Source organism: Ornithinibacillus sp. 4-3 (genome assembly GCF_040958695.1).
Classification (GTDB): domain Bacteria; phylum Bacillota; class Bacilli; order Bacillales; family Amphibacillaceae; genus CALAMD01.
On sequence record NZ_CP162599.1, the window covers coordinates 3,634,017 to 3,656,204 of the forward strand.

At 35.5% G+C, this 22,188-nt stretch carries 21 protein-coding genes; 11 read left to right on the plus strand and 10 right to left on the minus strand.

Features of this window, described 5'->3' with window-relative positions; all coding sequences use genetic code 11:
* Positions 1-17 precede the first annotated feature (17 nt).
* The 3 genes from AB4Y30_RS17385 to AB4Y30_RS17395 all read right to left on the minus strand — a co-directional run bounded on the left by AB4Y30_RS17385 (position 18) and on the right by AB4Y30_RS17395 (position 2,202).
* Positions 18-875, minus strand: coding sequence for a hypothetical protein (locus AB4Y30_RS17385; RefSeq protein WP_368653446.1), 858 nt, complete (start codon positions 873-875; stop codon positions 18-20).
* Positions 862-1,383, minus strand: coding sequence for an RNA polymerase sigma factor (locus tag AB4Y30_RS17390; RefSeq protein ID WP_368653447.1), 522 nt, complete (start codon positions 1,381-1,383; stop codon positions 862-864). The genes AB4Y30_RS17385 and AB4Y30_RS17390 overlap by 14 nt, the downstream gene beginning before the upstream one ends.
* 138 nt (positions 1,384-1,521) lie before the next feature.
* Positions 1,522-2,202: a histidine kinase gene (locus tag AB4Y30_RS17395; RefSeq protein ID WP_368653448.1), complete on the minus strand. Its 681-nt coding sequence runs from the start codon at positions 2,200-2,202 to the stop codon at positions 1,522-1,524.
* A 516-nt stretch (positions 2,203-2,718) separates the two neighbouring features.
* Between AB4Y30_RS17395 and AB4Y30_RS17400 the strand changes: the two genes are divergently transcribed.
* The 7 genes from AB4Y30_RS17400 (at position 2,719) to AB4Y30_RS17430 (ending at position 8,560) form a co-directional block, all read left to right on the plus strand.
* Positions 2,719-5,127, plus strand: a complete 2,409-nt coding sequence (locus tag AB4Y30_RS17400) for a Na+/H+ antiporter subunit A (RefSeq protein ID WP_368653449.1) — start codon at positions 2,719-2,721, stop codon at positions 5,125-5,127.
* Positions 5,117-5,539: a Na(+)/H(+) antiporter subunit B gene (locus AB4Y30_RS17405; protein ID WP_368653450.1), complete on the plus strand. Its 423-nt coding sequence runs from the start codon at positions 5,117-5,119 to the stop codon at positions 5,537-5,539. Before AB4Y30_RS17400 ends, AB4Y30_RS17405 begins: the two co-directional genes overlap by 11 nt.
* A 3-nt stretch (positions 5,540-5,542) precedes the next feature.
* Positions 5,543-5,878: a Na(+)/H(+) antiporter subunit C gene (locus AB4Y30_RS17410; protein WP_368653451.1), complete on the plus strand. Its 336-nt coding sequence runs from the start codon at positions 5,543-5,545 to the stop codon at positions 5,876-5,878.
* Positions 5,875-7,353, plus strand: a complete 1,479-nt coding sequence (locus AB4Y30_RS17415) for a Na+/H+ antiporter subunit D (RefSeq protein ID WP_368653452.1) — start codon at positions 5,875-5,877, stop codon at positions 7,351-7,353. The genes AB4Y30_RS17410 and AB4Y30_RS17415 overlap by 4 nt, the downstream gene beginning before the upstream one ends.
* Before the next feature lie 64 nt (positions 7,354-7,417).
* Complete coding sequence (locus AB4Y30_RS17420) at positions 7,418-7,900, plus strand: Na+/H+ antiporter subunit E (protein ID WP_368653453.1); 483 nt, start codon at positions 7,418-7,420, stop codon at positions 7,898-7,900.
* The gene (locus AB4Y30_RS17425) at positions 7,900-8,184 is read left to right on the plus strand and encodes a Na(+)/H(+) antiporter subunit F1 (protein ID WP_368653454.1); all 285 of its coding nucleotides are present in this window, start codon (positions 7,900-7,902) and stop codon (positions 8,182-8,184) included. The genes AB4Y30_RS17420 and AB4Y30_RS17425 overlap by 1 nt, the downstream gene beginning before the upstream one ends.
* Positions 8,162-8,560 carry a Na+/H+ antiporter subunit G gene (locus AB4Y30_RS17430; protein ID WP_368653455.1) on the plus strand — a complete coding sequence of 133 codons (399 nt, stop codon included), beginning with the start codon at positions 8,162-8,164 and terminating at the stop codon, positions 8,558-8,560. Before AB4Y30_RS17425 ends, AB4Y30_RS17430 begins: the two co-directional genes overlap by 23 nt.
* Before the next feature lie 57 nt (positions 8,561-8,617).
* Here AB4Y30_RS17430 and rlmN read toward each other — a convergent pair whose 3' ends face one another.
* Positions 8,618-9,691 carry a 23S rRNA (adenine(2503)-C(2))-methyltransferase RlmN gene (gene rlmN, locus AB4Y30_RS17435; RefSeq protein WP_368653456.1) on the minus strand — a complete coding sequence of 358 codons (1,074 nt, stop codon included), beginning with the start codon at positions 9,689-9,691 and terminating at the stop codon, positions 8,618-8,620.
* A gap of 235 nt (positions 9,692-9,926) precedes the next feature.
* Between rlmN and AB4Y30_RS17440 the strand changes: the two genes are divergently transcribed.
* Entirely contained in the window at positions 9,927-10,931 is a 1,005-nt protein-coding gene (locus AB4Y30_RS17440) for an LLM class flavin-dependent oxidoreductase (RefSeq protein WP_368653457.1), read from the plus strand.
* A 70-nt stretch (positions 10,932-11,001) separates the two neighbouring features.
* Here AB4Y30_RS17440 and AB4Y30_RS17445 read toward each other — a convergent pair whose 3' ends face one another.
* The gene (locus tag AB4Y30_RS17445) at positions 11,002-11,481 is read right to left on the minus strand and encodes a PaaI family thioesterase (protein ID WP_368653458.1); all 480 of its coding nucleotides are present in this window, start codon (positions 11,479-11,481) and stop codon (positions 11,002-11,004) included.
* A 254-nt stretch (positions 11,482-11,735) separates the two neighbouring features.
* Between AB4Y30_RS17445 and AB4Y30_RS17450 the strand changes: the two genes are divergently transcribed.
* Together AB4Y30_RS17450 and AB4Y30_RS17455 are read left to right on the plus strand one after the other, a co-directional pair.
* Positions 11,736-12,965 (plus strand): MFS transporter, encoded by a 1,230-nt coding sequence (locus AB4Y30_RS17450; protein WP_368653459.1) that lies wholly within the window; start codon positions 11,736-11,738, stop codon positions 12,963-12,965.
* 210 nt (positions 12,966-13,175) lie between these two features.
* Positions 13,176-14,237, plus strand: a complete 1,062-nt coding sequence (locus tag AB4Y30_RS17455; protein ID WP_368653460.1) for an NAD(P)/FAD-dependent oxidoreductase — start codon at positions 13,176-13,178, stop codon at positions 14,235-14,237.
* Between the two features lie 62 nt (positions 14,238-14,299).
* Here AB4Y30_RS17455 and AB4Y30_RS17460 read toward each other — a convergent pair whose 3' ends face one another.
* The 5 genes from AB4Y30_RS17460 to AB4Y30_RS17480 all read right to left on the minus strand — a co-directional run bounded on the left by AB4Y30_RS17460 (position 14,300) and on the right by AB4Y30_RS17480 (position 20,083).
* Positions 14,300-15,652 (minus strand): glycosyltransferase, encoded by a 1,353-nt coding sequence (locus AB4Y30_RS17460; RefSeq protein ID WP_368653461.1) that lies wholly within the window; start codon positions 15,650-15,652, stop codon positions 14,300-14,302.
* Complete coding sequence (locus tag AB4Y30_RS17465; RefSeq protein WP_368653462.1) at positions 15,649-17,418, minus strand: DUF2334 domain-containing protein; 1,770 nt, start codon at positions 17,416-17,418, stop codon at positions 15,649-15,651. Before AB4Y30_RS17465 ends, AB4Y30_RS17460 begins: the two co-directional genes overlap by 4 nt.
* 117 nt (positions 17,419-17,535) lie before the next feature.
* Positions 17,536-18,678 (minus strand): hypothetical protein, encoded by a 1,143-nt coding sequence (locus tag AB4Y30_RS17470; protein WP_368653463.1) that lies wholly within the window; start codon positions 18,676-18,678, stop codon positions 17,536-17,538.
* Positions 18,679-19,019: 341 nt separating this feature from the next.
* Positions 19,020-19,607, minus strand: a complete 588-nt coding sequence (locus tag AB4Y30_RS17475) for a GNAT family N-acetyltransferase (protein ID WP_368653464.1) — start codon at positions 19,605-19,607, stop codon at positions 19,020-19,022.
* Between the two features lie 17 nt (positions 19,608-19,624).
* Positions 19,625-20,083, minus strand: coding sequence for an N-acetyltransferase family protein (locus AB4Y30_RS17480; protein WP_368653465.1), 459 nt, complete (start codon positions 20,081-20,083; stop codon positions 19,625-19,627).
* A 301-nt stretch (positions 20,084-20,384) separates the two neighbouring features.
* Here AB4Y30_RS17480 and AB4Y30_RS17485 point away from each other — a divergent pair, with 301 nt between their 5' ends.
* Positions 20,385-22,163 (plus strand): hypothetical protein, encoded by a 1,779-nt coding sequence (locus AB4Y30_RS17485; protein WP_368653466.1) that lies wholly within the window; start codon positions 20,385-20,387, stop codon positions 22,161-22,163.
* Positions 22,164-22,188: the final 25 nt, after the last annotated feature.

Here is a 22,188-nt window from a genome sequence, read left to right on the forward strand (position 1 = left end):
TTCATCCTTTGTCTGTTTTAATTTGGAACAACCTCAAATGTTTCTAACATATAATGAAATCTTGCCCCATGTCCCTCTTCTCCTATTTCGAAATACATCTGTTTAATAATGAATACTTGCCCATTTCCAGCTTCTGTCACATAGTAAACATGAACAGGGCTATCTGGTTCAGCTGGATTCCCTTGTTCTACTGCCCGAATACGTGTAGCTGTAAGAGGCTCTGTTACTTCTTCCGAATAATCGATTTCCATTCCTTCACTTGCAATCTCTTCCTCTACCTCAGCTAACGCACCTTCTAAGCTTTCTTGTGATGCTGGCTTGATTTCCATTGCCACTTCTGGATACATACCTTCTGGATCTCCAGTGAATTCAATTCTGTCAATACCTTCTCCTGGAACAAATTGATAACGCTCCATATCCACATAAATGATATAACGAAGTTCTTCATTTACTGCTAATTCCATCGTGACTTCTTCGGGAATTCCTTCAATTCCTATCTCTACTTCTATTTCCTGTTCAAACATATCCGCTAAGCTTTGTTCCGGTTCCTCAGTTTCATTAGGATCTTCCCTGTTATCATCTTCTGGCAAATCTGTATCTTCTCCCGGTATGATAACTTCTGTATCCTCACCTTCTCCTACTTCATTATTTCCATTCATAATATGGAGTAATAATGAAGTAAATATACCTAAAAGCAGGATGGAAGCTAACACTGGTAAGAACTTTAAACTTTTTCTTTTTCTAGGTGCTGATTGCTTTATTTCTGATAAGTTTATGGCTAATTTTTTTCTATTTTCTACTTGTCGTTCTTCTTTCCAATGCATCTGATGATTCAAATCAGATAATAATTGATCTATGTTATCATGACGTGCCATGCATAAAACCCCCTTTTACTAATTGTTTCTCTAAGGCGTGTAAAGCACGAAATAATGTTGATTTCACTTTGCTTTCTGACCAATTCAAAATACTTGCTGTATCAGCAATGGAAAACTCTTCTATTTTACGAAGTATGATCACTTGTTTATAGGCTGGCTTTAGCTTGCGTATCGCTAAAAACAACTCCTTTGATTCCTCACGCACTTCCATAATATCTTCTACAGAAGCTCCCTCATCCTTCGCAAATAGCTCCTTTACAAAATCAATTGGTTTTTGTTTCCGTAAATAATCAATTGTTACATTATGGGCAATACGAAATAAAAATGTCTTCGGATATTGAATTTGATTTTTCTCTATATATTGAAATGCTTTTAAAAAGGTTTCTTGCATAATATCTTCTGCTTGATAGCCGTCTTTTATCATACTCGCGATATACTTCACGATCAGGTCACTGTACTCGTCATACCAACTCAATATAAGTTCTCTATTTTCTGTTTGGATCGACATACATAGACCTCCTTCCTTTCCTGCTCTGTTCATTGTATAGACGGGACATCCATATGAAAGTTGCGTTTTTCGATTTATTTTTCACAAAAAAATCAAGCGAGGTAAAAAAGCTATAGATGCTTTTTACTCTCGCTTGATTTATTCTTTATCCATATTTGGCGGTTGGGTAATTTCCTCACGCACTTTATTATCATCAATATGCACTTGTGAGGTTATACCTTTACATACAAATTTAAATACTCCGTTATTAAAATCTGTTCCTATTTCCTTATAGAAAATACCTTCATATTCATTTCGCTTTGATCTAGTAAAGCTTAACTCATAGCCTTCTTCCGTATATTGCAGGAATCCACGAACTCCTTTTTCATATTGAGTATCCGAGTTACTCTTAATTGAACGATCCACTGAAACAATATGTAGATCAATAAATGAAGAAATTTCTCGCTGCAAAGCACTCACAAATGAACCTTTTGTAATTTCTTCCCAACGATTTATTGGTGTTTGCCCAATCACAATTTGTGTCACATGATGACTATAGGCCACTTCTTTAATGACTTTTACAGCTGGTCGTGACTCATTGTCCATTAAAATAAATTCATCAACTTCCAATTCCTCACATAGCTCTTTCCAACGGTCAATGTATTCAGCTTTTTCCGCATCAAACTCATCAAGCGGTAATGGATCAACGGTTAATACATACATTGGACAATTTATAAGCTGTGCCAATATGTGACCTCGTTTAATTAGTCGTTCCCCATTTGGACCATAGTACACACACACTAGAATACTCTCGTCCACATGGTCATTAAATTTGACCACTACTTGTTCACCTCTTCTATCCTTTGCATCTGTGAATCTTTCTCCCAGCTATGCATCTTTTTTGAGACTGAGTCAAAAGTTTTCTATGTTAGTTTTTCCAAACATAATTACTATAAACCCTCATTTTATTTGGGAATCGTTTGATTTTTAAACTAATGGTGTAGCTTTTGCTCTGTTCTCTTTTTTAACTTTCATTCTAGCATAATCTATTCTTTCTTATTTGACTAGGGGATTTTCAAAGAAAAAATTGGTTTCTTTATCGTATGAAGTGCATACATACCTTGTTTAGTATATAATTGAAAAAGAAAATTTTTCTATGATACCTTTATAGTTAAATACCTTCGACACCAATTCACAATTCCCTTTATTTTTTTGCATAATAATTAAAATTATAAATGCAAAAGAAAGTTTAGCTTACTAAACTTTCTTTAAACATGTAAAAAAACAATCCCCTCCCTGATTTGGGAAAAAATGGTTCTTGCTTTTTAGCAAAATATATTCATTGGAGGGTTGCCCTTGTTAACTATACATTTGGCTATTTTAATTCCATTTTTAGCCGCAATCTGTATTCCGATATTCCATAAACTAATCTCACGGATACATATCGGCTGGTTTATACTCATTATCCCAGCTAGTTTATTTATTGTTCTTGTTCGCTATATTCCATCCATAGCAAATGGAGATACTTTTTCACATACTATTCAGTGGATTCCTTCCTTTAGCATAAACTTTACAACTTACTTAGATGGCTTAAGCATGATTTTTGGATTGCTTATTACAGGGATTGGTGCGCTTGTTATTCTATATTCCATCTATTATATGTCCAAAGAAGAATCATTGAAGCATTTTTACTTCTATTTATTATTATTTATGGGAAGTATGCTCGGTGTAGTCTTCTCAGATAATATTTTTGTTTTATATGTGTTTTGGGAATTGACTAGTATTGCTTCTTTCTTATTAATTGCATTTTGGTATCAAAGAAAAGGCTCCAGATATGGGGCAAAAAAAGCACTACTTATTACGATGAGCGGTGGCTTTGCGATGCTCGTTGGATTTATCATGCTAGTTTATATGACAGGAACTACAAGTGTTCGGGAAATCATTGTAAGTGTGAGTACGTTGACAGACCATACTTTATTTGTGCCAGTCATGCTACTGATTCTCTTAGGTGCATTTACTAAATCCGCACAATTTCCATTCCATATTTGGCTGCCGGATGCGATGGAAGCACCGACACCTATTAGTGCGTATCTGCACTCGGCAACGATGGTTAAAGCAGGAATTTTCATTGTTGCACGATTTACACCTGCTTTCGGAGGGGAAGCTCTCTGGTTCTGGCTTGTCTGTGGAGTTGGTTTAACAACCTTATTTTGGGGATCCTTCCAAGCTGTCAGGCAAACTGATTTAAAAGCCTTACTTGCCTATTCAACAATAAGTCAGCTCGGGTTAATTATGAGTTTACTGGGTGTTAGTTCGCTTGCCTTCTATCACGGTCTTAGTGTAGAAAAAACGCTTTTAACACAGGCTGGTTTTGCAGCATTATTCCATTTAGTAAATCACTCTACATTTAAAGGTGCATTATTTATGATTGTCGGAATCCTTGATTTCCAAGTAGGGACAAGGGATGTTCGCCGCTTAGGTGGTTTAATGGCTATTATGCCTGTTTCATTTACGGTTGCGTTAATTGGTAGCTTTTCCATGGCAGGATTACCTCCATTTAATGGTTTTTTAAGTAAGGAAATGTTCTTTACAGCCATGCTACAAGTAAAACAACTGGAGTTCTTTTCCTTAGACTCATTTGGAGCATTATTACCAGTTGTCGCATGGGTAGCGAGTGTATTTACTTTCGTGTACAGCTTAATTATTGTTTTCCAAACATTCTTTGGGCCTCACCAGCAAGAAAAACTCGAAACAGAAACGAAAGAGGCTTCTATTGGGATGATCATTGCACCAGTGACTTTAGCTGCTTTAGTGGTTGGAATTTTCTTCTTCCCAAATGTACTTGGAGACAATATTATTCGCCCAGCGATGGCCAGTATCTTTGCAACATTACCTGCATCTGATTATTATATGAAACCTATTTCTGCATGGCATGGATTTAATACCGAGCTAATGATGACTATTGCTATTGTGATCGTTGGAGTTTCCTTGTATATGCTTTATAAATATTGGAGCAGAGTATATAGTTTCTTCCCGAAATCACGATCATTCGATGCTTTATATAATAATTTAGTTCTTTATATTGAAAAAATAACCTCACGAATTACGAATTCTTATATGACAGGATTTTTACGAGATTACTTTGTATATATATTCCTTTTCTTTATTTTCGTTTTAGGTGGTGCATTGTTATTTACTGACGCTATTTCCATTGATTTTTCTGGAGATACGCCTATTAGTACGTTCGTTTGGATTATTTCTGTTGTTATGGCATTAACAACGATAGCTATTTTATTTGTTAAATCACGCCTTTCTGCTATCGTTCTAACTGGTCTACTCGGGTTCGGGATGGGAATGCTATTCGTTTTGTTCCGAGCACCAGACCTAGCATTAACACAAATTATTGTTGAATCAGTAACAACAGCGCTATTTTTGCTATGTTTCACTTTCCTACCTAAATGGGAAACAGAAGTTCGCAAGCTTCGTACGAAAATACTTCATATAGCAATTTCCGTTTCTGTTGGAGCAATCTTCATCATTATTGCTTTAACAGTTAAGAGTGGGGCACTATTCGATTCCATTTCCGTCTATTTTGAAGATGCTTATGAGCTTGCTGGTGGGAAAAATATTGTTAACACTATTTTAGGAGATTTCCGTGCCTTTGATACAATGCTTGAGGCTGTTGTATTATTTATTGCTGGAATTGGTGTTTATACATTAACAAAATTTAAAAATGGCAAGGAGGCTAAAAATCTTGAAGATTAATGACGTCATTTTACAAACCATTACTCGAGTCGTTGTTTTCATTATTTTAACCTTAGCTATTTATTTGTTCTTCTCAGGTCATTATGATCCAGGGGGCGGGTTTATTGGCGGACTTGTCCTTGCTTCTGCAATTGTATTATTATTCTTAGCTTTTGATATTGAAACGGTGCGTATTGGTATTCCGATTAATTTTAGAGTTGTGGCTGCAATAGGGGCGTTTATTGTTGTAGCTACAGGAATAGGGGCAACCGTTTTTGGAACTCCTTTTTTGAACCAAGCATTTAAAACATTTAATATTCCCTTCTTTGGGGAAGTAGAGCTTTCTACTGTTACTCTCTTTGAAGCAGGAGTTGCTTTAGCAGTAGTTGGTGTCGTTGTAACCATTATTTTAAGTATAAGTAAGGATGGGTGATGTATGGAAACATTAATTATTATTTTGGCAGGCGTACTAGTATCAGTAGCAACCTATTTATTGTTGTCCAAAAATGTTATTCGCGTCATATTAGGTACAGCAATCCTCACCCATGCTGCACATTTACTATTAATGGCTATGGGAGGATTTCATAATAAAAGTGTACCAATTATTGATGGGAATGGAACGGACTATGTGGATGCTTTACCACAAGCATTGATTTTAACCTCTATTGTAATTAGCTTTGCTGTTACAGCATTTTTCCTTGTTTTAGCATATCGTGCATACCAGGAACTAGGTACAGATAATTTATATAAATTGCGAGGTAGTCGCAGATGAATAATATCATTGTATTCCCTATGGTCATTCCTGTTTTAACTGGTATCTTCCTATTATTTCTAAGACGACATATTATTTTGCAACGTTGGGTTATTATACTATCCTTACTTGCAACAATGATTATTAGCTTTATTATCCTTGGACAAATTCAAACAGAAGGAATTTTACGACTTGATTTCGGGGACTGGAAACCGCCTTTTGGTATTTTATTTGTGGCAGACTCCTTCTCCATGTTGCTTGTTCTAACAGCAAGCTTTGTAGCTACTGCTTGTTTAATTTATGCTTTCTTTTCCATTGGGGAAGCCTATGAAAAAATGTTTTTCTATCCATTCGTTAGTTTACTTATTGGTGGAGTAAATGGATCGTTTCTAACAGGCGACTTATTTAACCTCTTTGTCTGCTTTGAAGTAATGCTACTAGCTTCCTATGCACTTATTGCTTTAGGTGGGAAGAAGCTGCAGCTAAGAGAATCTATTAAATATATGGCGATTAATGTTGTATCATCATGGATTTTTCTAGTTGCCATTGCTTATTTATACGGAACACTTGGAACATTAAATATGGCTCATCTTTCTGTTCGTATTGCAGAAGTAGGGCAAACACCGATCTTAACGGTTATTAGTATTTTATTCTTAATTGTATTTTCTTTAAAAGCTGGACTATTGTTATATCAATGGTTACCTGGGTCCTATAGCGCTCCGCCTCCAGCTGTCGCTGCAATATTTGGTGCTTTGCTGACAAAGGTTGGTATTTATGCGTTATTCCGCATCTTTACACTCATGTTCTATCACGAGCCGTCGATTACACATACGATGATTGGAATCATGGCTGCTATTACGATTATTGGGGGTAGCATTGGGGCAATAGCTTATAATGACATTCGTCAAATCATCTCTTATAATGTCGTCATTGCTGTTGGATTCATTCTTATTGGTCTGGCAGTAGGAACAAACATTGCATTTGAAGGATCTATTTATTATTTAATCCATGATATGGTCGTAAAAGCATTGCTCTTCTTACTTGCTGGTACGATGATTATCTTAACAGGTACAGAGCAAATTAATCGAGTTAGTGGTTTAATCCGAAATTACCCTGTACTTGGTTGGCTATTCTTTGTCGTTATGCTTTCCTTAGCGGGAATTCCGCCGCTTAGCGGATTCCTTGGAAAAGTATTAGTCGGTCAAGGTGCTATAGAATCTGGATCTTATGTTCTACTTGCATTAGGATTTTTATCTACTTTGTTCGTGCTATATTCCTTATTACGTGTCTTCCTTAATAGTTTTTGGGGAGAAACAATGATTATGGTAGATGATGAAAAGCCATTACGAAAAGGCTTGGTCATCCCTTGCTTAATTCTTACTTTAGCAACTGTTGGATTAGGCGTTGGTGCAGAAGGAATATCTGTTTACGTAATCGACGCAGCAAAGACACTTTCTAATCCAGAAATTTATATTAATGCTGTACTTAATAATTAATAGACATTTACATAACGGTATTGTTGAATACACCTTGACCGTTGATATTTCGGAGGTGAAATAAATGTCTTTCCAATTTTTGTTGAATCTTTTTATCGCCTTTCTATGGGTTTTCTTCAATGATGAAAGCTATTTTCGATTTCAAACCTTTGTTGCTGGATTTCTAGTTGGAATTGTAATTGTATTTCTGATGCGACGATTTTTCGGTGGACGTTTTTATTTACACCGCCTGTTTTCAGTTATTAAATTAATTTATGTGTTTATTGTCGAAATGATATTATCTACCGTGGTAGTAATTAAAGAAATTATAAGTCCAAAAATAAATATAAAACCTGGGATTTTCCGCTATGAAACATGTTTACACAGTGATTGGGAAATAACAGCATTAGCTTTACTGCTGACGTTGACTCCTGGATCTGTTGTAATGGAAGTAACTCCTGAAGGAAATGTTTTTTACATTCATGCAATGGATATAGAAAGATTTCGCGGCGATTTAGAGCGCTCCTTAGCTCGATTTGAGAAAGCCATTATGGAGGTGACTAGATAATGATACAAATCATGCTTGTGACTTCACTGATCTTATTTGGAGTGGCTATAGCTATTACATTTATCCGTGTTGTTATTGGTCCAACATTTCCTGATCGAGTGGTTGCCATGGATACGATTGGTGTAAATTTAATTTCGGCAATTGCTATTGTTTCTATTTTATTTCAAACGAAAGCATTTCTTGAAGTAATTCTCATTTTAGGAATTCTAGCATTTATTAGTACGATTTCATTCTCGAAGTTTTTAGAAAGGGGCGTTATTATTGAGCGTAAGCGAGATTCTTGAATTTATTATCGCCCTGATCATTTTATTCGGTGGTGTTCTTAGTGTTCTTAGTGCCATTGGCATGATTCGTTTCCCTGATATATATACACGTGCCCATGCAGCAACAAAAACAACAACAGTAGCTGTTCTAATCACTTTAATTGGTGTATTTTTATATTTCTGGCTTACAGAAGGCTTTGTTAGTATTCGATTAATTCTCGGAATTGTTTTCGTATTCATTACTGCTCCAGTTGCCGGACATCTTATCTTACGTGCTGCCTATCGTGCGAAAGTTAAAATGACTGATGCAACGATAGAGGATGAATTAAAGGATTACTTAGCCCAAGAAGAAAAGTCTGAAGGATCATTAAAAAAAGAAAATGAAGTAATTGAATAATAAGGAAAACTCCAATTAACAGGATTTTAAGCCTTGTTAATTGGAGTTTTTAATTTACTATTTTTTAGCTGCTTGTTGCTTCTTTAATTGTTTGCTTCTTAATTGACCACAAGCCGCATCAATGTCTGCACCTTGCTCCCAACGAACACCGCAGTTAATTCCTCTTCCTTTTAATGTCTCATAAAACTTCTGGATGGACTCTTTCGTACTGCGTTGATATTGAATATGTTCATCGACTGTGTTATAAGGAATTAAATTCACATATGCTAAATGGCGATGATTATAAAGCAGGTTAGCTAATTGCTCTGCCTCCTGTTTATGATCATTCACATCCTGCAATAAAATATATTCATATGTGATACGACGATTTGTTTTATCTAAATAATACTTAACAGATTCCATTAATTTTTCAATAGAAAATGCACGATTGATTTTCATAATACTTGTGCGTAGCTCATTATTTGGCGCATGTAAGGAAATAGCCAGATTCACTTGAATATCCTTATCCGCAAACTCATAAATTTTATGTGCTAGCCCACTTGTTGAGACAGTAATATGTCTCGCACCAATATTTAGTCCTTGAGAGTCATTCATAATATAAAGGAAGTTCATTAAATGATCGAAATTATCAAATGGTTCGCCTATTCCCATAACCACGATATGGCTAACGCGCTCACCTTTTCCTTTTTCATCTAAAAACTTCTGTACATGCATGATTTGTTCCACAATTTCTCCTGCAGTTAAATCACGACTCTTAGTTAATAAACCACTTGCACAGAAGGAACATCCAATATTACAACCAACCTGTGTAGTTACACAAACAGAAAGACCATAATGAAAACGCATTAAGACCGTTTCAATAATATTTCCATCCGCTAATTTAAATAAAAATTTATTTGTTCCATCAGAAGATTCTTGACGGATTTCCTGCTCAAGTGTTGTCATATGAAAATGTGTCTCTAATAATTCGACACAGTCTTTATTTAAATTCTTCATCCCTGTAAAGCTATCTACACGCTTCTTATATAACCAATCCCACACTTGCTGTGCGCGAAATCGTAATTGACCATGTTCTACTAACCAAGCTTGTAATTCTGAAAACGTTAATCCATAAATGGATGTTTTACTCATTTTCTAATCCTCTTCTCTTCACTAATTCTGTTCCTACTATATAGAAGAATTCCTTATGTATCAACTAGTTTGTGAGAGATTTTTTGATATTTTTACTGGAAAGAGTGAAATCATCATCAGCTATTAGGTCAAAAGCAGATGATTGGACGTAATTGCTTGAAGCACGTATATTGACAGTTAAAAGAACCATCTGAATCTGATACATTTTTTAGATGGCGATAGATGAGGTGATAGGATGACTAGAACATTTCAAGGAACTCCACTATCTGTACTAGATTTAGCCCCTATTAATGAAGGGCATTCAGCTAGTGAGTCATTTCAAAATAGTGTACAGCTTGCTCAACATGTAGAAAAGTGGGGATTTAACCGCTATTGGTTAGCAGAACATCATAATATGCCAGGGATAGCAAGCTCAGCAACTTCTGTTGTCATTGGACATATTGCTGGAGCAACGAAGCATATTCGTGTTGGTGCAGGGGGAATTATGCTACCAAATCACGCAACACTTGTCATTGCAGAACAGTTCGGAACATTAGAGGCCATGTATCCCGGACGCATTGACCTTGGTTTAGGACGTGCTCCTGGTACAGATCAATATACGGCTTACGCTTTACGCCGAACATTAAACCAGCATGTGGAAGAATTTCCAACCCAAGTAGAAGAATTACAAAAGTATTTTGCAGGTGATCCCAATGCATATGTACGTGCAATTCCAGGTGAAGGTGCTGATGTTCCAATTTGGTTGCTAGGCTCTAGTGATTTTGGTGCTCGACTAGCGGCTAAGATGGGATTACCTTATGCTTTTGCTAGCCATTTTTCACCTGAATATACGATTCCAGCTTTACGCTTGTATAAAGAAAGATTCGAGCCTTCTGAAGTATTATCTGAGCCTTATGCGATGGTTGGCGTAAATGTTATTGCAGCAGATACTGTTGATCAAGCCAATTATGTTGCCACCTCCATGCAGCAGCAATTTTTAAATTTACGAAAAGGTAAACCTGCTAAACTACAGGCACCAATAGATAATATTGACATAGCCTGGTCCTTAGCTGATAAAGAAGCTACACAGAATCGAAGCAAATCCAATTCTACAATGATTGGTGATGCTGCAATGGTAAAAGAAAAGCTTGCAAAATTTATCGAGGAAACAGGTGCCAACGAAGTAATCATTAATTCACAAATATATCACCTAGAGGATCGTTTACGCTCTTATGAAATCATTTCAGAAATGATGGAGTAAACCAAGGAATAATCCATCTGTGGATAAGTTTTTTATCATTATATCCACAAGTGGATTATTTTTTATCTGTCTATGCTTTAAAATTATCTGGCATAACTACTGCTTCTACTACCCCTTTTGCACATTGTATATCCTCTGCGAAGACTTCAATATGTACACGCCAACGCTTTGGATGTACTTCCTCCAATGTCCCAACTGCTTTTAAGGTCGTATTGAGAGGAGTTGGTCTTAGGAAGTCTACATGTAAGGAAGCTGTTACAAATCTTGGTGGTTCTATTCCGTCACCAGGCTCATGCCCGTTTTTCCGATGTAGTGCAAGAGATGCTGATCCTGTTCCATGACAATCAATCAATGAAGCAAGTAAACCACCATAAACAAAACCAGGAATAGCTGTATGCTCTGCTCGAGGTTCGTAATAAGTTACAGTCTGTTCATCTTGCCACAATGTTTTAAAATGTAAGCCAGATTCATTTAATCTCCCACATCCATAACACCACGCATAATCATCTGCATAATCATTTTGAATCGCTACATGTTTTTTATTTTCCATCTTACGTCCCTCCACTTTCTTCGTAAGTATATCATAAGAAAAACTGTAAATCTGCCTCATCAATCTGATGATTTACAAAGTTCTTTCTTTTTTTGAGTGAAATGCAAGATTTTTTTAGTTATTTCTGATAATCTTTAAGTAAAATGTTACACTTTTGTAAAAATTTAGAGGCTTGCATAATCGGTTTACCGATTACATCGAGGAGTACTAAATCAAATATATGATTTAGGCTGAGACAGAAAGAAGGATAATAAATGGTAACAAAAGCAGCAAAACTCTCTAAACCGGGAGCACAAGGTCACACCGCATATGCCATTCTTTTCATTATCGGGTTATGTCATTTACTAGCAGACTCGATTACAGCTGTAATTCCGGCCATGTTTCCTATTTTGGAAGAATCACTTGGCTTAACATTTACACAGCTTGGTTTTATTGCATTCACTTTAAACATGATTTCATCTGTTGTTCAGCCAGTTATCGGGATGTATACAGATAAACGACCATCTCCATATGCCTTACCAATTAGTTTGACGATCTGTATGATTGGCCTCTTTGGCTTAGCCTTTGCCCCTGGATTTTGGTCTATTCTTATTTGTGTATTTTTTATTGGGCTAGGTTCAGCTATCTTCCACCCAGAGGGATCACGTGTAGCTTATTTAGCAGCTGGCCCTCGTCGTGGATTAGCACAATCCATTTATCAGGTAGGCGGAAATGGAGGACAAGCACTTGCTCCAGTGATCACTGCATTAATCCTTGTTCCTTTAGGACAATTCGGATCGATTTGGTTTACAATCATTGCTGCAATCGCTGTTATCTTTTTGATGTATATTGCTCGCTGGTATAAAGACCAAGTGAAAAGAATCATTTGGGATAGCAGTGCTACAAAAGATAAAGCTCCGAATCCAGGTGTTTCGACAGCAGTGAAATGGGCACTTGCCGTCCTTATTTTTCTCGTATTTGCCCGCTCTTGGTACGTCAGTGCGATTGGCAGCTTCTATTCTTTCTATGTTATTGATACATACAATTACTCAATTGCACAAGCTCAAATCTATATCTTTACCTTTTTACTTAGTGGAGCCATTGGAACTTTCTTTGGTGGACCATTAGCAGATCGTTTTGGAAGAAAAAATGTTATTTTCTTCTCCCTATTAGCACCAGCGCCACTTGCCTTAGCTCTACCTCATGTTGGTCCTGTAGTGGCTCTTATTATGCTAGCATGTATTGGATTTATGTTCCTGTCTAGTTTCTCAGTAACTGTAGTATATGCTCAGGAGCTTGTTCCAGGAAAAATTGGTACAATGTCTGGGTTAATCGTTGGTCTTGCGTTTGGTATGGGAGCAATTGGTGCTGTAGCACTAGGGACATTAATTGATTTAATTGGCTTGAAGCCAACTATGCTTGCTATTGCATTTCTACCATTTTTTGGTTTATTAACCTTCTTATTACCTTCGGATCGTAAGGTAAGAGAGTGGTATGTAGATTAATAAGTCAGGAGCAGAAGGATATAAGTAAACTTATCTTTCTGCTTTTTTCGAGAGAAATAAAGAGCTGATCTAATATTTTTCACATAATTCCTTTTGTAAAATCAACAGTCTTTCCTAGTTTTAAATGTTCTTTTTTGATAGTCTTAAACTAGAGACTGATATGTCAAAATTGGATATTTCTTATTTATTTAAATAAAGGTGGATATAACCATGAGAAAACTTGTTATTTTAGGTGGCGGCTATGGTGGAATGAAAATTTTACTTTCCTTATTAGACCAACATTTACCCGATGATTTAGAAATCATACTCATTGATAGAAATCCTTATCACTCTTTAAAAACAGAATTTTATACAATTGCAGCAGGAACAGTAGCAGATCGTGATGTTCGAACAGACTTTCCGAAAGATGACCGTGTTCGCTATGTATTCGGGGAAATTTCGGAAATTGATACAATTAATAAACAAGTCATTGTTAAAAACATTAGTCGCACTATTTTTTATGATTACTTAGTAATTGGGTTAGGCTGTGAGGATAATTATCATGGCATTCCAGGCGCTGAGGAATTTGCAGAAAGTGTTCAATCTTTTGCCCAAGCAAGAAAAGCAGGTCTAGCTGTTGGAAATGCAAAAGCATACGGGAAGATTTCTGTTGTTGGTGCAGGTCTAAGCGGAATTGAAGTTGCTTCTGAAATCCGAGAAAGTAGACCAGACCTTAATATTCGTCTGCTCGATCGTGGAAACGCTGTCTTAAAAGACTTTGATGATAAAATTCAGTCCTATGTAAAAGACTGGTTTATCCGTAATGATGTCGAAGTGGTTCATGGGGCAAATGTTGAATACGTGGAAAAAGACGGTGTTTGTAATAATGGGATTTGTTACATCAATGATGTAACCATTTGGACTGCTGGTATACAACCAAACCATCTGATCCATCAATTACCATTTGAAAAAGACCAATGGGATAAAGTAATTGTTAATGAATTCTATCAGGTGCCGACACATCCCAATGTGTATGTGGTCGGTGATTGTGCTTCTTCCTCTTATTCACCTAGCGCTCAGCTAGCTGGCCAACAAGGAGAGCAAATTGCTAAAATATTATTAGCAGTTTTACACGGAAAACAACCGAAAAAACCAGGGGAACTGAAATTAAAAGGGACTCTTGGCTCGCTTGGTAAATCAGATGGATTCGGAAATATGTTCCAACGACCAATGATTGGTTTAATGCCACGCCTGGCAAAATCAGGTGTATTATGGCTAAGTAAACGTCAATGAGCAAATTGCAGTGCCCTTGTAGATGATAACATATCCTACAAGGGCATTTATCATGCTCATACTTATTTTACAACGCGCCTTTCTACATATTTTCTAATTGGGACAACTTGTTTATCTTGATAGTTCTGTACTTGTTTACGAGTAGCTCCCTCCTGGAAGCGCTGTGTTTTATACCATTTAACCTCTTGTCTGAATACTACTCGCTTCATCTCTAAACATGCCGCATAGACAATTAATGTCAACCAAATTTGTGAATACATAAAATACATTAATAAAACAACAACTGCGTTTCTCGGAGTTAATTGCTTTTCTTCTATACTTAATGCTAATAACACCTCTGTAACAAAAAGAAGAAATCCTGTAATCAATAAAACAACGGATACATGCCCTATCGAAATTTCTAAGTCTACAAATAGATTCGTAATAAAAATAGTATGTGAAATTAGTATTCCTGCAAAAAATAAGAAATACGTAAAGAGGAAGTACATTAAATCAATAAAGATTTTCTTATTGTTTAGCTTGTGAAACTTGAATAGATATTTTCCAATCACATACATATTTCCTCGTGCCCATCTCGTCCGTTGTTTCCACCACACTCTCCAAAGTTCTGGTTCTTGTTCCCAAGTAATTGCTGATGGGTTCATACGAATATAATAATTTAGATGATATACACGAATACTTAATTCTGTATCCTCAGACAAGGCCTTTTCATCCCATCCACCTAGCTTATCTAAAATCGATCTGCGGATAGCAAAATTTGTACCAGGTATTGTTGTTAATTTAAACCAAAACCATCTTCCTGCCTGAGCCAACCATTGAAAAGTAATTGTTTCAATATTAATAAAACGTGTTAATAAATTTTTTTCGGCATTTATAACTCGAAACTTTCCTACAACAGCTCCTGCCTTTGGATCGTTTTGTAAGGTTAAAGCCAAATTTCGTACTGCATTTGGTTCTGGAGTATTATCTGCATCATAAACGATAATATATTCTCCTGTAGCAATCTTTAATCCAGCATTTAATGCACCTGATTTCCCCTTTCCTCCAACAGGGGGTTGATTATGAAGGACATGAACAAATGAATACTTACGTGCATAGCTATCTGCAATAATTCCCGTAGCATCAGAGGAATTATCATTAATGATAATCACCTCTAACTTTTGCTTTGGATAATTTAATTCAAGCATAGATTGAATTGTCTTTTCGATAACGACCTCTTCATTATGTGCTGGAATAAGAATACTTACAGTTGGTAAATCTCTTATCCTTTCTAACCACTGATTCCTTTCTAGCCAACGATTCATCTGCTTCTGATAGCGTAAGGAAAAATAATATCCTCCTTGAATTAACATCATGTGGTAGAACAACATCGCCCAAATTAGAAATATAGATACATATAGTAAATTATCAATCAATGGTATACCTCCTCTTTCTTAGAGTGAGAAAGCGTAGGCTTACGTAACATACTGTAAATCGTATGCCCAATAAAACTGATTACAGCAAATATGCCGATTCCAGCCATACACCAGAGGATAAAGGTGAGCACTTTATTGACATGATAGGTTATATATTCAAAAGAAGATCGAACCATGCCAATATAGTTTACCTCTGCAACTATTTCCCCTTCAATTGTGTAAATTTCAGCATATGTCGTCTGTACATGTGGATCTCGTTCTTTTAAATCAATCCAGTTTATATGTGGGTATGCCTCCAAGTTTTCAAGTAGTTTATTAAAACGCTTTACACCTAAATATGGATGGTAGAATCCTGCTACGAGGCCATCTCTTACAAATTGATTCTGCTCAGCTTTTTCCATCATTTGACTAATTGCTTGTAAATTATTAGGATCCACATACCCTATCGTTTCAGGTAATAACTCCATACCATGTAATATAGTCGGTTTTGAAATATACGGCACAGACGTCATCGTTTCCCAATCCTCATCACTTATTTGTAATTGACCTACATAGGTTGAGAAATAATCAGACAAAACCTGATAACCATTTTGTGACATTGTGTAATGGGGTGCTTCAAAAGCCAAAGGATATAGTCCGTAATTCGTCAACTCATGAATGCCTTTAACTACTCTTTCTTCTATATACTCTCGCTCAAAGGCCTTTTGCTTAGCAACATATTTTTCATATGCTCGTTTGCTTGCAAAATCTTCTTCTGTTTTTATAATGACTTCACTATCCGGCTCATGGTAAATAGGCATATCATGTTCCACATCCCAAAACTCAAAGCCCTCTCCTGTCTCACTTAGACGGAATTGGTGTGTATAGCCATGTAAGATAATACTCCCTCCATTATCCTGCATATACTTAAGTACTTTTAAAAGCTTTGGTGAATCCGACATTCGATATTGTTTTCCGGTTTCTGGATTGGTATAGATTGGAATCACAGCAATCATATAAGGAATTTGTTTCTCTTTAAGAATGTTTGCAATTTCCATTAATGGCTCTGGGTCAACTAAGGGGTGAATATCTTCTAAGCGAATATATCCCTGTATATTTTCTTCAAACGTGAGACCTCCTCGTTCAAACACAAAATGAAGACCTTCTGCAAAAAGAATAGAAAACGGATCTGTTAATAAATGATTAGCAAAATAAAAATCCTCTTGATGCCTTACAATTAGTGGAAATTTATTATCTTCCTTTGTTGCTGTTATTACTTCCTCTGTCTTTTCTGTTTCTACAATTTCTATATCATGGATATATTGCGGAATAAATTCCAGAGACTTTGTTGAATCATTTGTGATATATGCTTGATCTACGACAACTTTATCAGAGTTTGTTTCAAAGAAAGAAAAGCGCTCCAACTGTTCTACATTGAATCCAAATGCGACAACAGGGCCCGTAAAATTATTTATTAATTCCTTTGATAAATCAGGCAGCACCTCTTTTTTCTCTCCGTAATAGAAAAGATAATCCTTAGATTCTAAATCGCTTTTTGTAATCTCATTACTAGAAGTAAATTGAATGTTTTCGGAGAAATGGCCAAGCAGCATGTCTAATAAACGTTGATGTTCATTTATTTCTCCATCCTTAGCTGAATAAATAACTAGTAGATTAGGGGATTCCTGCTTCTGTTCAACCGCGTCTAGATGAGGGGATTCTATTGACAACATAAAACATATAAGTGCAATCATGACAAAAAATTTAATAGCTAAGCTTCTGCTCATTTTCTTCCTCCTCATATGTCATTTCTTTAAAAGCACAATTTTGTTCTATTTAGAGAACAAAGAAGGAATAAGAATAGAAGACTATGAAAAAGTCATAATCTATATAAAAAACCCTCTTTAATTAGGTTGTACGCTATTCAAGAAATGTGCTTTAATAACTTCTTCTGTTGGCATATCTAATGGAGAATAATCTAAATCAACTTTATTTACATCTAGCGTAATACACCACCAATAAAGTCCACTCACTTTCTTATCCCAGGCTCTAAATGTTGCTTCATAATAATTAACTTGTGTCTGTGGATCAGCTACTCCGTTAGCATATTCCCAACGATAAGGAGTGCGATGTGATCCCCTTATTGGTAAGGTTCCCACTTCTGTCAATACAATGGATTGGTCTTTAAAAATATTTTGATATCTATCAATCCAAGCTTGCCATGCTACGATTAAATCGTCTACACTGGCATCATCCGCTACATTTAGTGGAAAATATGCATCAACACCTATAAAGTCCAATGATTTTGCAAAATTACTTGTAGGAATATATTGAATTACATTCCAATTAAAAGAGTAGGTTAATTCTCCAGAATAAACATTCCGAATTTCTCTTATTAATTTCTTCCACCTTTTATCATAATTTCTTTCCAATGAATTAAGCTCTGTTCCAATATTAAGTACATCCAATTTTGTTCTTTCTCCAAGTTCAGCGTATGTAAACATTAGTTCACGATAGCTTTCAAACCAAGCATCTGGATTTGATGGTTGAATACTTCCACGCCAATGACCGGTTTTAACTATACTTTCTTCATCTAAAATAGGTCTTAACATCACACGCATTCCAAATTGATGAGCCGATTCAATCAATAAGAGAAGTTCATCCACAGTTGGTGTTAGCTCGGCGTCTGGTAATATCTCATTTGCCTGCCAATCTTCCTGAAATACTGGAAATACTATAGCAATACTATCTACACCTAGGTCTTGTAAATAACGAAATTTATCTATTGCTTCTCGTATATTGGGATGACCATAGATTAGTATGTTCATACCAGCATGATAATCATCACCTTTCTTTGTATGATCATTTTTTTTAAATAACACAGGGTAATCTTTTGGTACTTCTCTCATTACGTCACCTTCCCGTGCAATAAATCGTTCTATTTGACTTAAATTTTTCGCTCCTAATTTTCCATCAGCTCCATCAGCAAATAGAATCGGTATAAAAAATAATAAAATTATCTTTCCAAATAGAAATAAAAATTTCATTACACCGCCGCCCCTTTATTTAGAGGGTTAAATGATCATCTAATTTATCTTTGATTGTCTGATGTTTTTGTTTCATTCTTCCTTTTGTTCATTTTAAAGAACATTAAATTCCAAAAAATATAAATACCTCTTTTATTTATTTTATAATCTCTATTCAAATAACCCTCCAATCAATAATGATCATCTAAACACCCTATTTAAGGCCAGAATTTTCTGCATAAGTAAAATGAAATAATTGTCAAAATATTTCTACCAATTATTATATTTCTTTATAACGAACATGTCAAGTGAGTTTTAGATAAAAAAGATCCTAGATGTCATCTAGGATCTGCAAAATATACTTATGATCTGTTTTGTTTTGCTTCTAAGCGAGATTTTACTTCTTCCCATTCTGATTCAATAATACTGAAATAAACAGAATCTCGATAAGTTCCATCCTGTCGAATTTTTTGGTTTCGTAAAATACCTTCTTTTTTTGCACCTAATCTAGCAATTGCCGTTTGAGAGCGAACATTTAATATATCTGTTTTAAATTGTACACGAATATATTTTAATTCCTCAAAGCAATACTGCAATAATAAATACTTACATTCTGTATTCACACTTGTTCGCCATACAGATGGATTTAACCAAGTAAAACCTATTTCAATACCCTTATTTTCCCTATCAATTTCTAAAAAACGTGTAGAACCAATAGCCTTACCAGTTTCTCGATGGAAAATAATAAAGGGGAATTGGGAGCCTGTTGCTTTAATTTCTAACGCTTCGTCAATAAAAGCTTTTGCATCTTCCAATGTTTCTACCTTTTTCGGCATATGTGCCCAAATCTCTGGAGCTTTTGACGCTTCATATAACGCTTCCAAATGATTTGCTTCTAAAGGAATTAATTCTACATTTTTCCCAACTAGCTTCTCTTTCCGAAAAACCATACATAACTTCTCCCATCTTATTTACTTAAGTCATAATCATATACTTTCCAGCCTGGGGCATTGCCACCTGTCTTATCATATAATTTCTGGGCAATCACATTATCTGCAGCTGTTAGTAAGCGCATGAGTGGATATCCTTTGTCTTTTGCAAGCTGAATTGTAGCTTCCATTAATTGCTTTCCGGCTCCATTCACGCGTTGTTCTGGATCGACAAATAGATCATTTAACAGGCCTATTTTCTGCATACGTGTTGTACTCCATAATGGATTTAATGTTGTAAAACCAATTAACTTCCCGTCTACCTCTGCCACCAGTTGTGTACCGTCCTCTGGATGATGAATAAGATGTATGATAGCATCCTTTATTTGTTGTTCTGGCATTTCTGGACGATTATAAAAGTCTAAATAACCTTTTACAAGCACATATAATTCAGGTAAATCCGTTTCCTCTGCTGGGCGAATATGTATATTTACCATGATAAACCTCCATTCCAATATTTAGAATTGTATAACTTATTTATACCATAATCCTTGCATAGATAGTATTGATTTCAGAAATTGTCGAATGTTAATTATTTAAGTTTCTTTTAATTTAAAGATTCTATTTTTTATAAAATAAAGCAGATATCAAAACTAAACATCGAAATGAAGATAGAAATTAATCTAAAATAGGCAAACTACTTCTTTCTTTTCCTGTTACATAAGGGATACTACTTGTATAAATCCCTCTTTTCATTCACAATAATAACAAATCAATTGGTTATAAAGGGGTGTTAAAATGAATACACCAAATAATGATGGGCTTTGTCCATGTGGAAGTGGAAAAACACATCATAATTGTTGCGGAGCACCAAATGTCATTGCTTTAAATCCTCAAAAATATAATGATGAACTTGAATCTATTCATGATGAGCTGATTGATTTCGCCTTGAGTAATTATGAAGAAACATTCATTCGTCAAGTAGAAGAAGGCTTACAAGATTCCATGATGGACGAAACAACAGCAGATACTTATTTCTCTGGAATTACAGCTTGGGGTATTTTTCAGATATCTGTTGCTAAAAATAAATTAACTATTTTTGATATCTTTCTAAAAAATATTAAACAAAAAAGTATTCGTAAACGTACAAGAAAAATACTCGAGGAATGGAGACAAGCACTCCCCTCTGTATATATCATTACATCCTTAGAGGAAAATGGAATGGAGCTTCAAGATATTCAATCCAAAGAAAACTACTGGGTGCCAATTTTCGAGGATGAAAATATTCCAACTGGTGGAGTTTTAATTGGTACATTGCTCCCGTTCATTGGTTATCATCGCTTCTTCTTTTCAAGCATTGAAGCTGATGAGGATATCATGCCAAATATTGAGAAATTATTAGCACAGTACCAGGAAGGATTTCAAACAAGCTTTCCTGATTTCCTCAATGATCTGTTAATGTTAGATACAAAATCTGGTATAGAATGGGAACATCCAGCACAAGAAGAAGTTGCCGAGCTATTAATCCAAAAGAATTTGGAAAAGGAAACAGACCCTGAATTAACGGGACTAGGAATCATGGTATGGCATCAATTCTGTTTAACCTATCATCCAAAGATTCAAAAAATTAATACCTATGCAGCTGCATTAGACTATTTTATGCAAATGTATATCGCTGATAATGATGAAGCAACTCAAAAGAAAATTGCTGAAGAGTATAGTACAACAACCGCTTCTATTTCAGCACATTATCCAAAGTTTATTGACTTATTTGAGGAAATTATAATGGCAGCTGATCTTCATAGATCTAATCAAAATGCATCTACTTCTAATCCATTTGGTAATCGAAAAGATTCACTAGAAACATCACCAAAGGAACAGGCTTTTTTACTTTTATCTCAAGCCGATCATGCTACCGGTTCAAAACGTAATAAATTAATTAAGCAAGCCCTAGCGGTTTATCCTAATTGTTTGGAAGCCTATTTAATGTTAGCTGAGTCAGCACAGTCTCTTGAGGAAAAATCTGATCTTATCCTCCAAGCAATACAGGCTGGTGAGAATGAATTAGGAACAGAATTTTTCCAAGAAAATGAGGGAGAGTTCGGGTTTCATCCTGAAGCAAAAAATTATTTGTATGCAAATGAAATCTATATGATACATCTTGCTGCTATGGGAGAGCTAGAAGATGCAATCATCCAAGGTGAAATGCTGTTGCATTTAAATAACATGGATAATCAAGGAATTCGCTATCAGCTACTAACTCTTTATTTAGAAGCAGAACAGTTTGAATATGCACAGCTATTATTAGAGAAATATGCAGAAGATGAAACTGCTAGCTTCCTTTATAATAAAGCATTGTTATCCTATCACATGAATGGTTTAACCAAAGAAACAAAGGAATTGCTCAATATCGCCAAACAACAGAATCCATATGTTGCAGACTTTTTAACAGATAGAAAAGAAGTTCCTATGGATGAGCCAGAATTTATTATGATTGGTGAAGAATCGGAAGCCATTGCATATGCACAAGATAACTATCATTTATGGATTGATGAAAAAATACTTCAAGAACTGTAATAAAAGAAGCTCACACTTATACTTC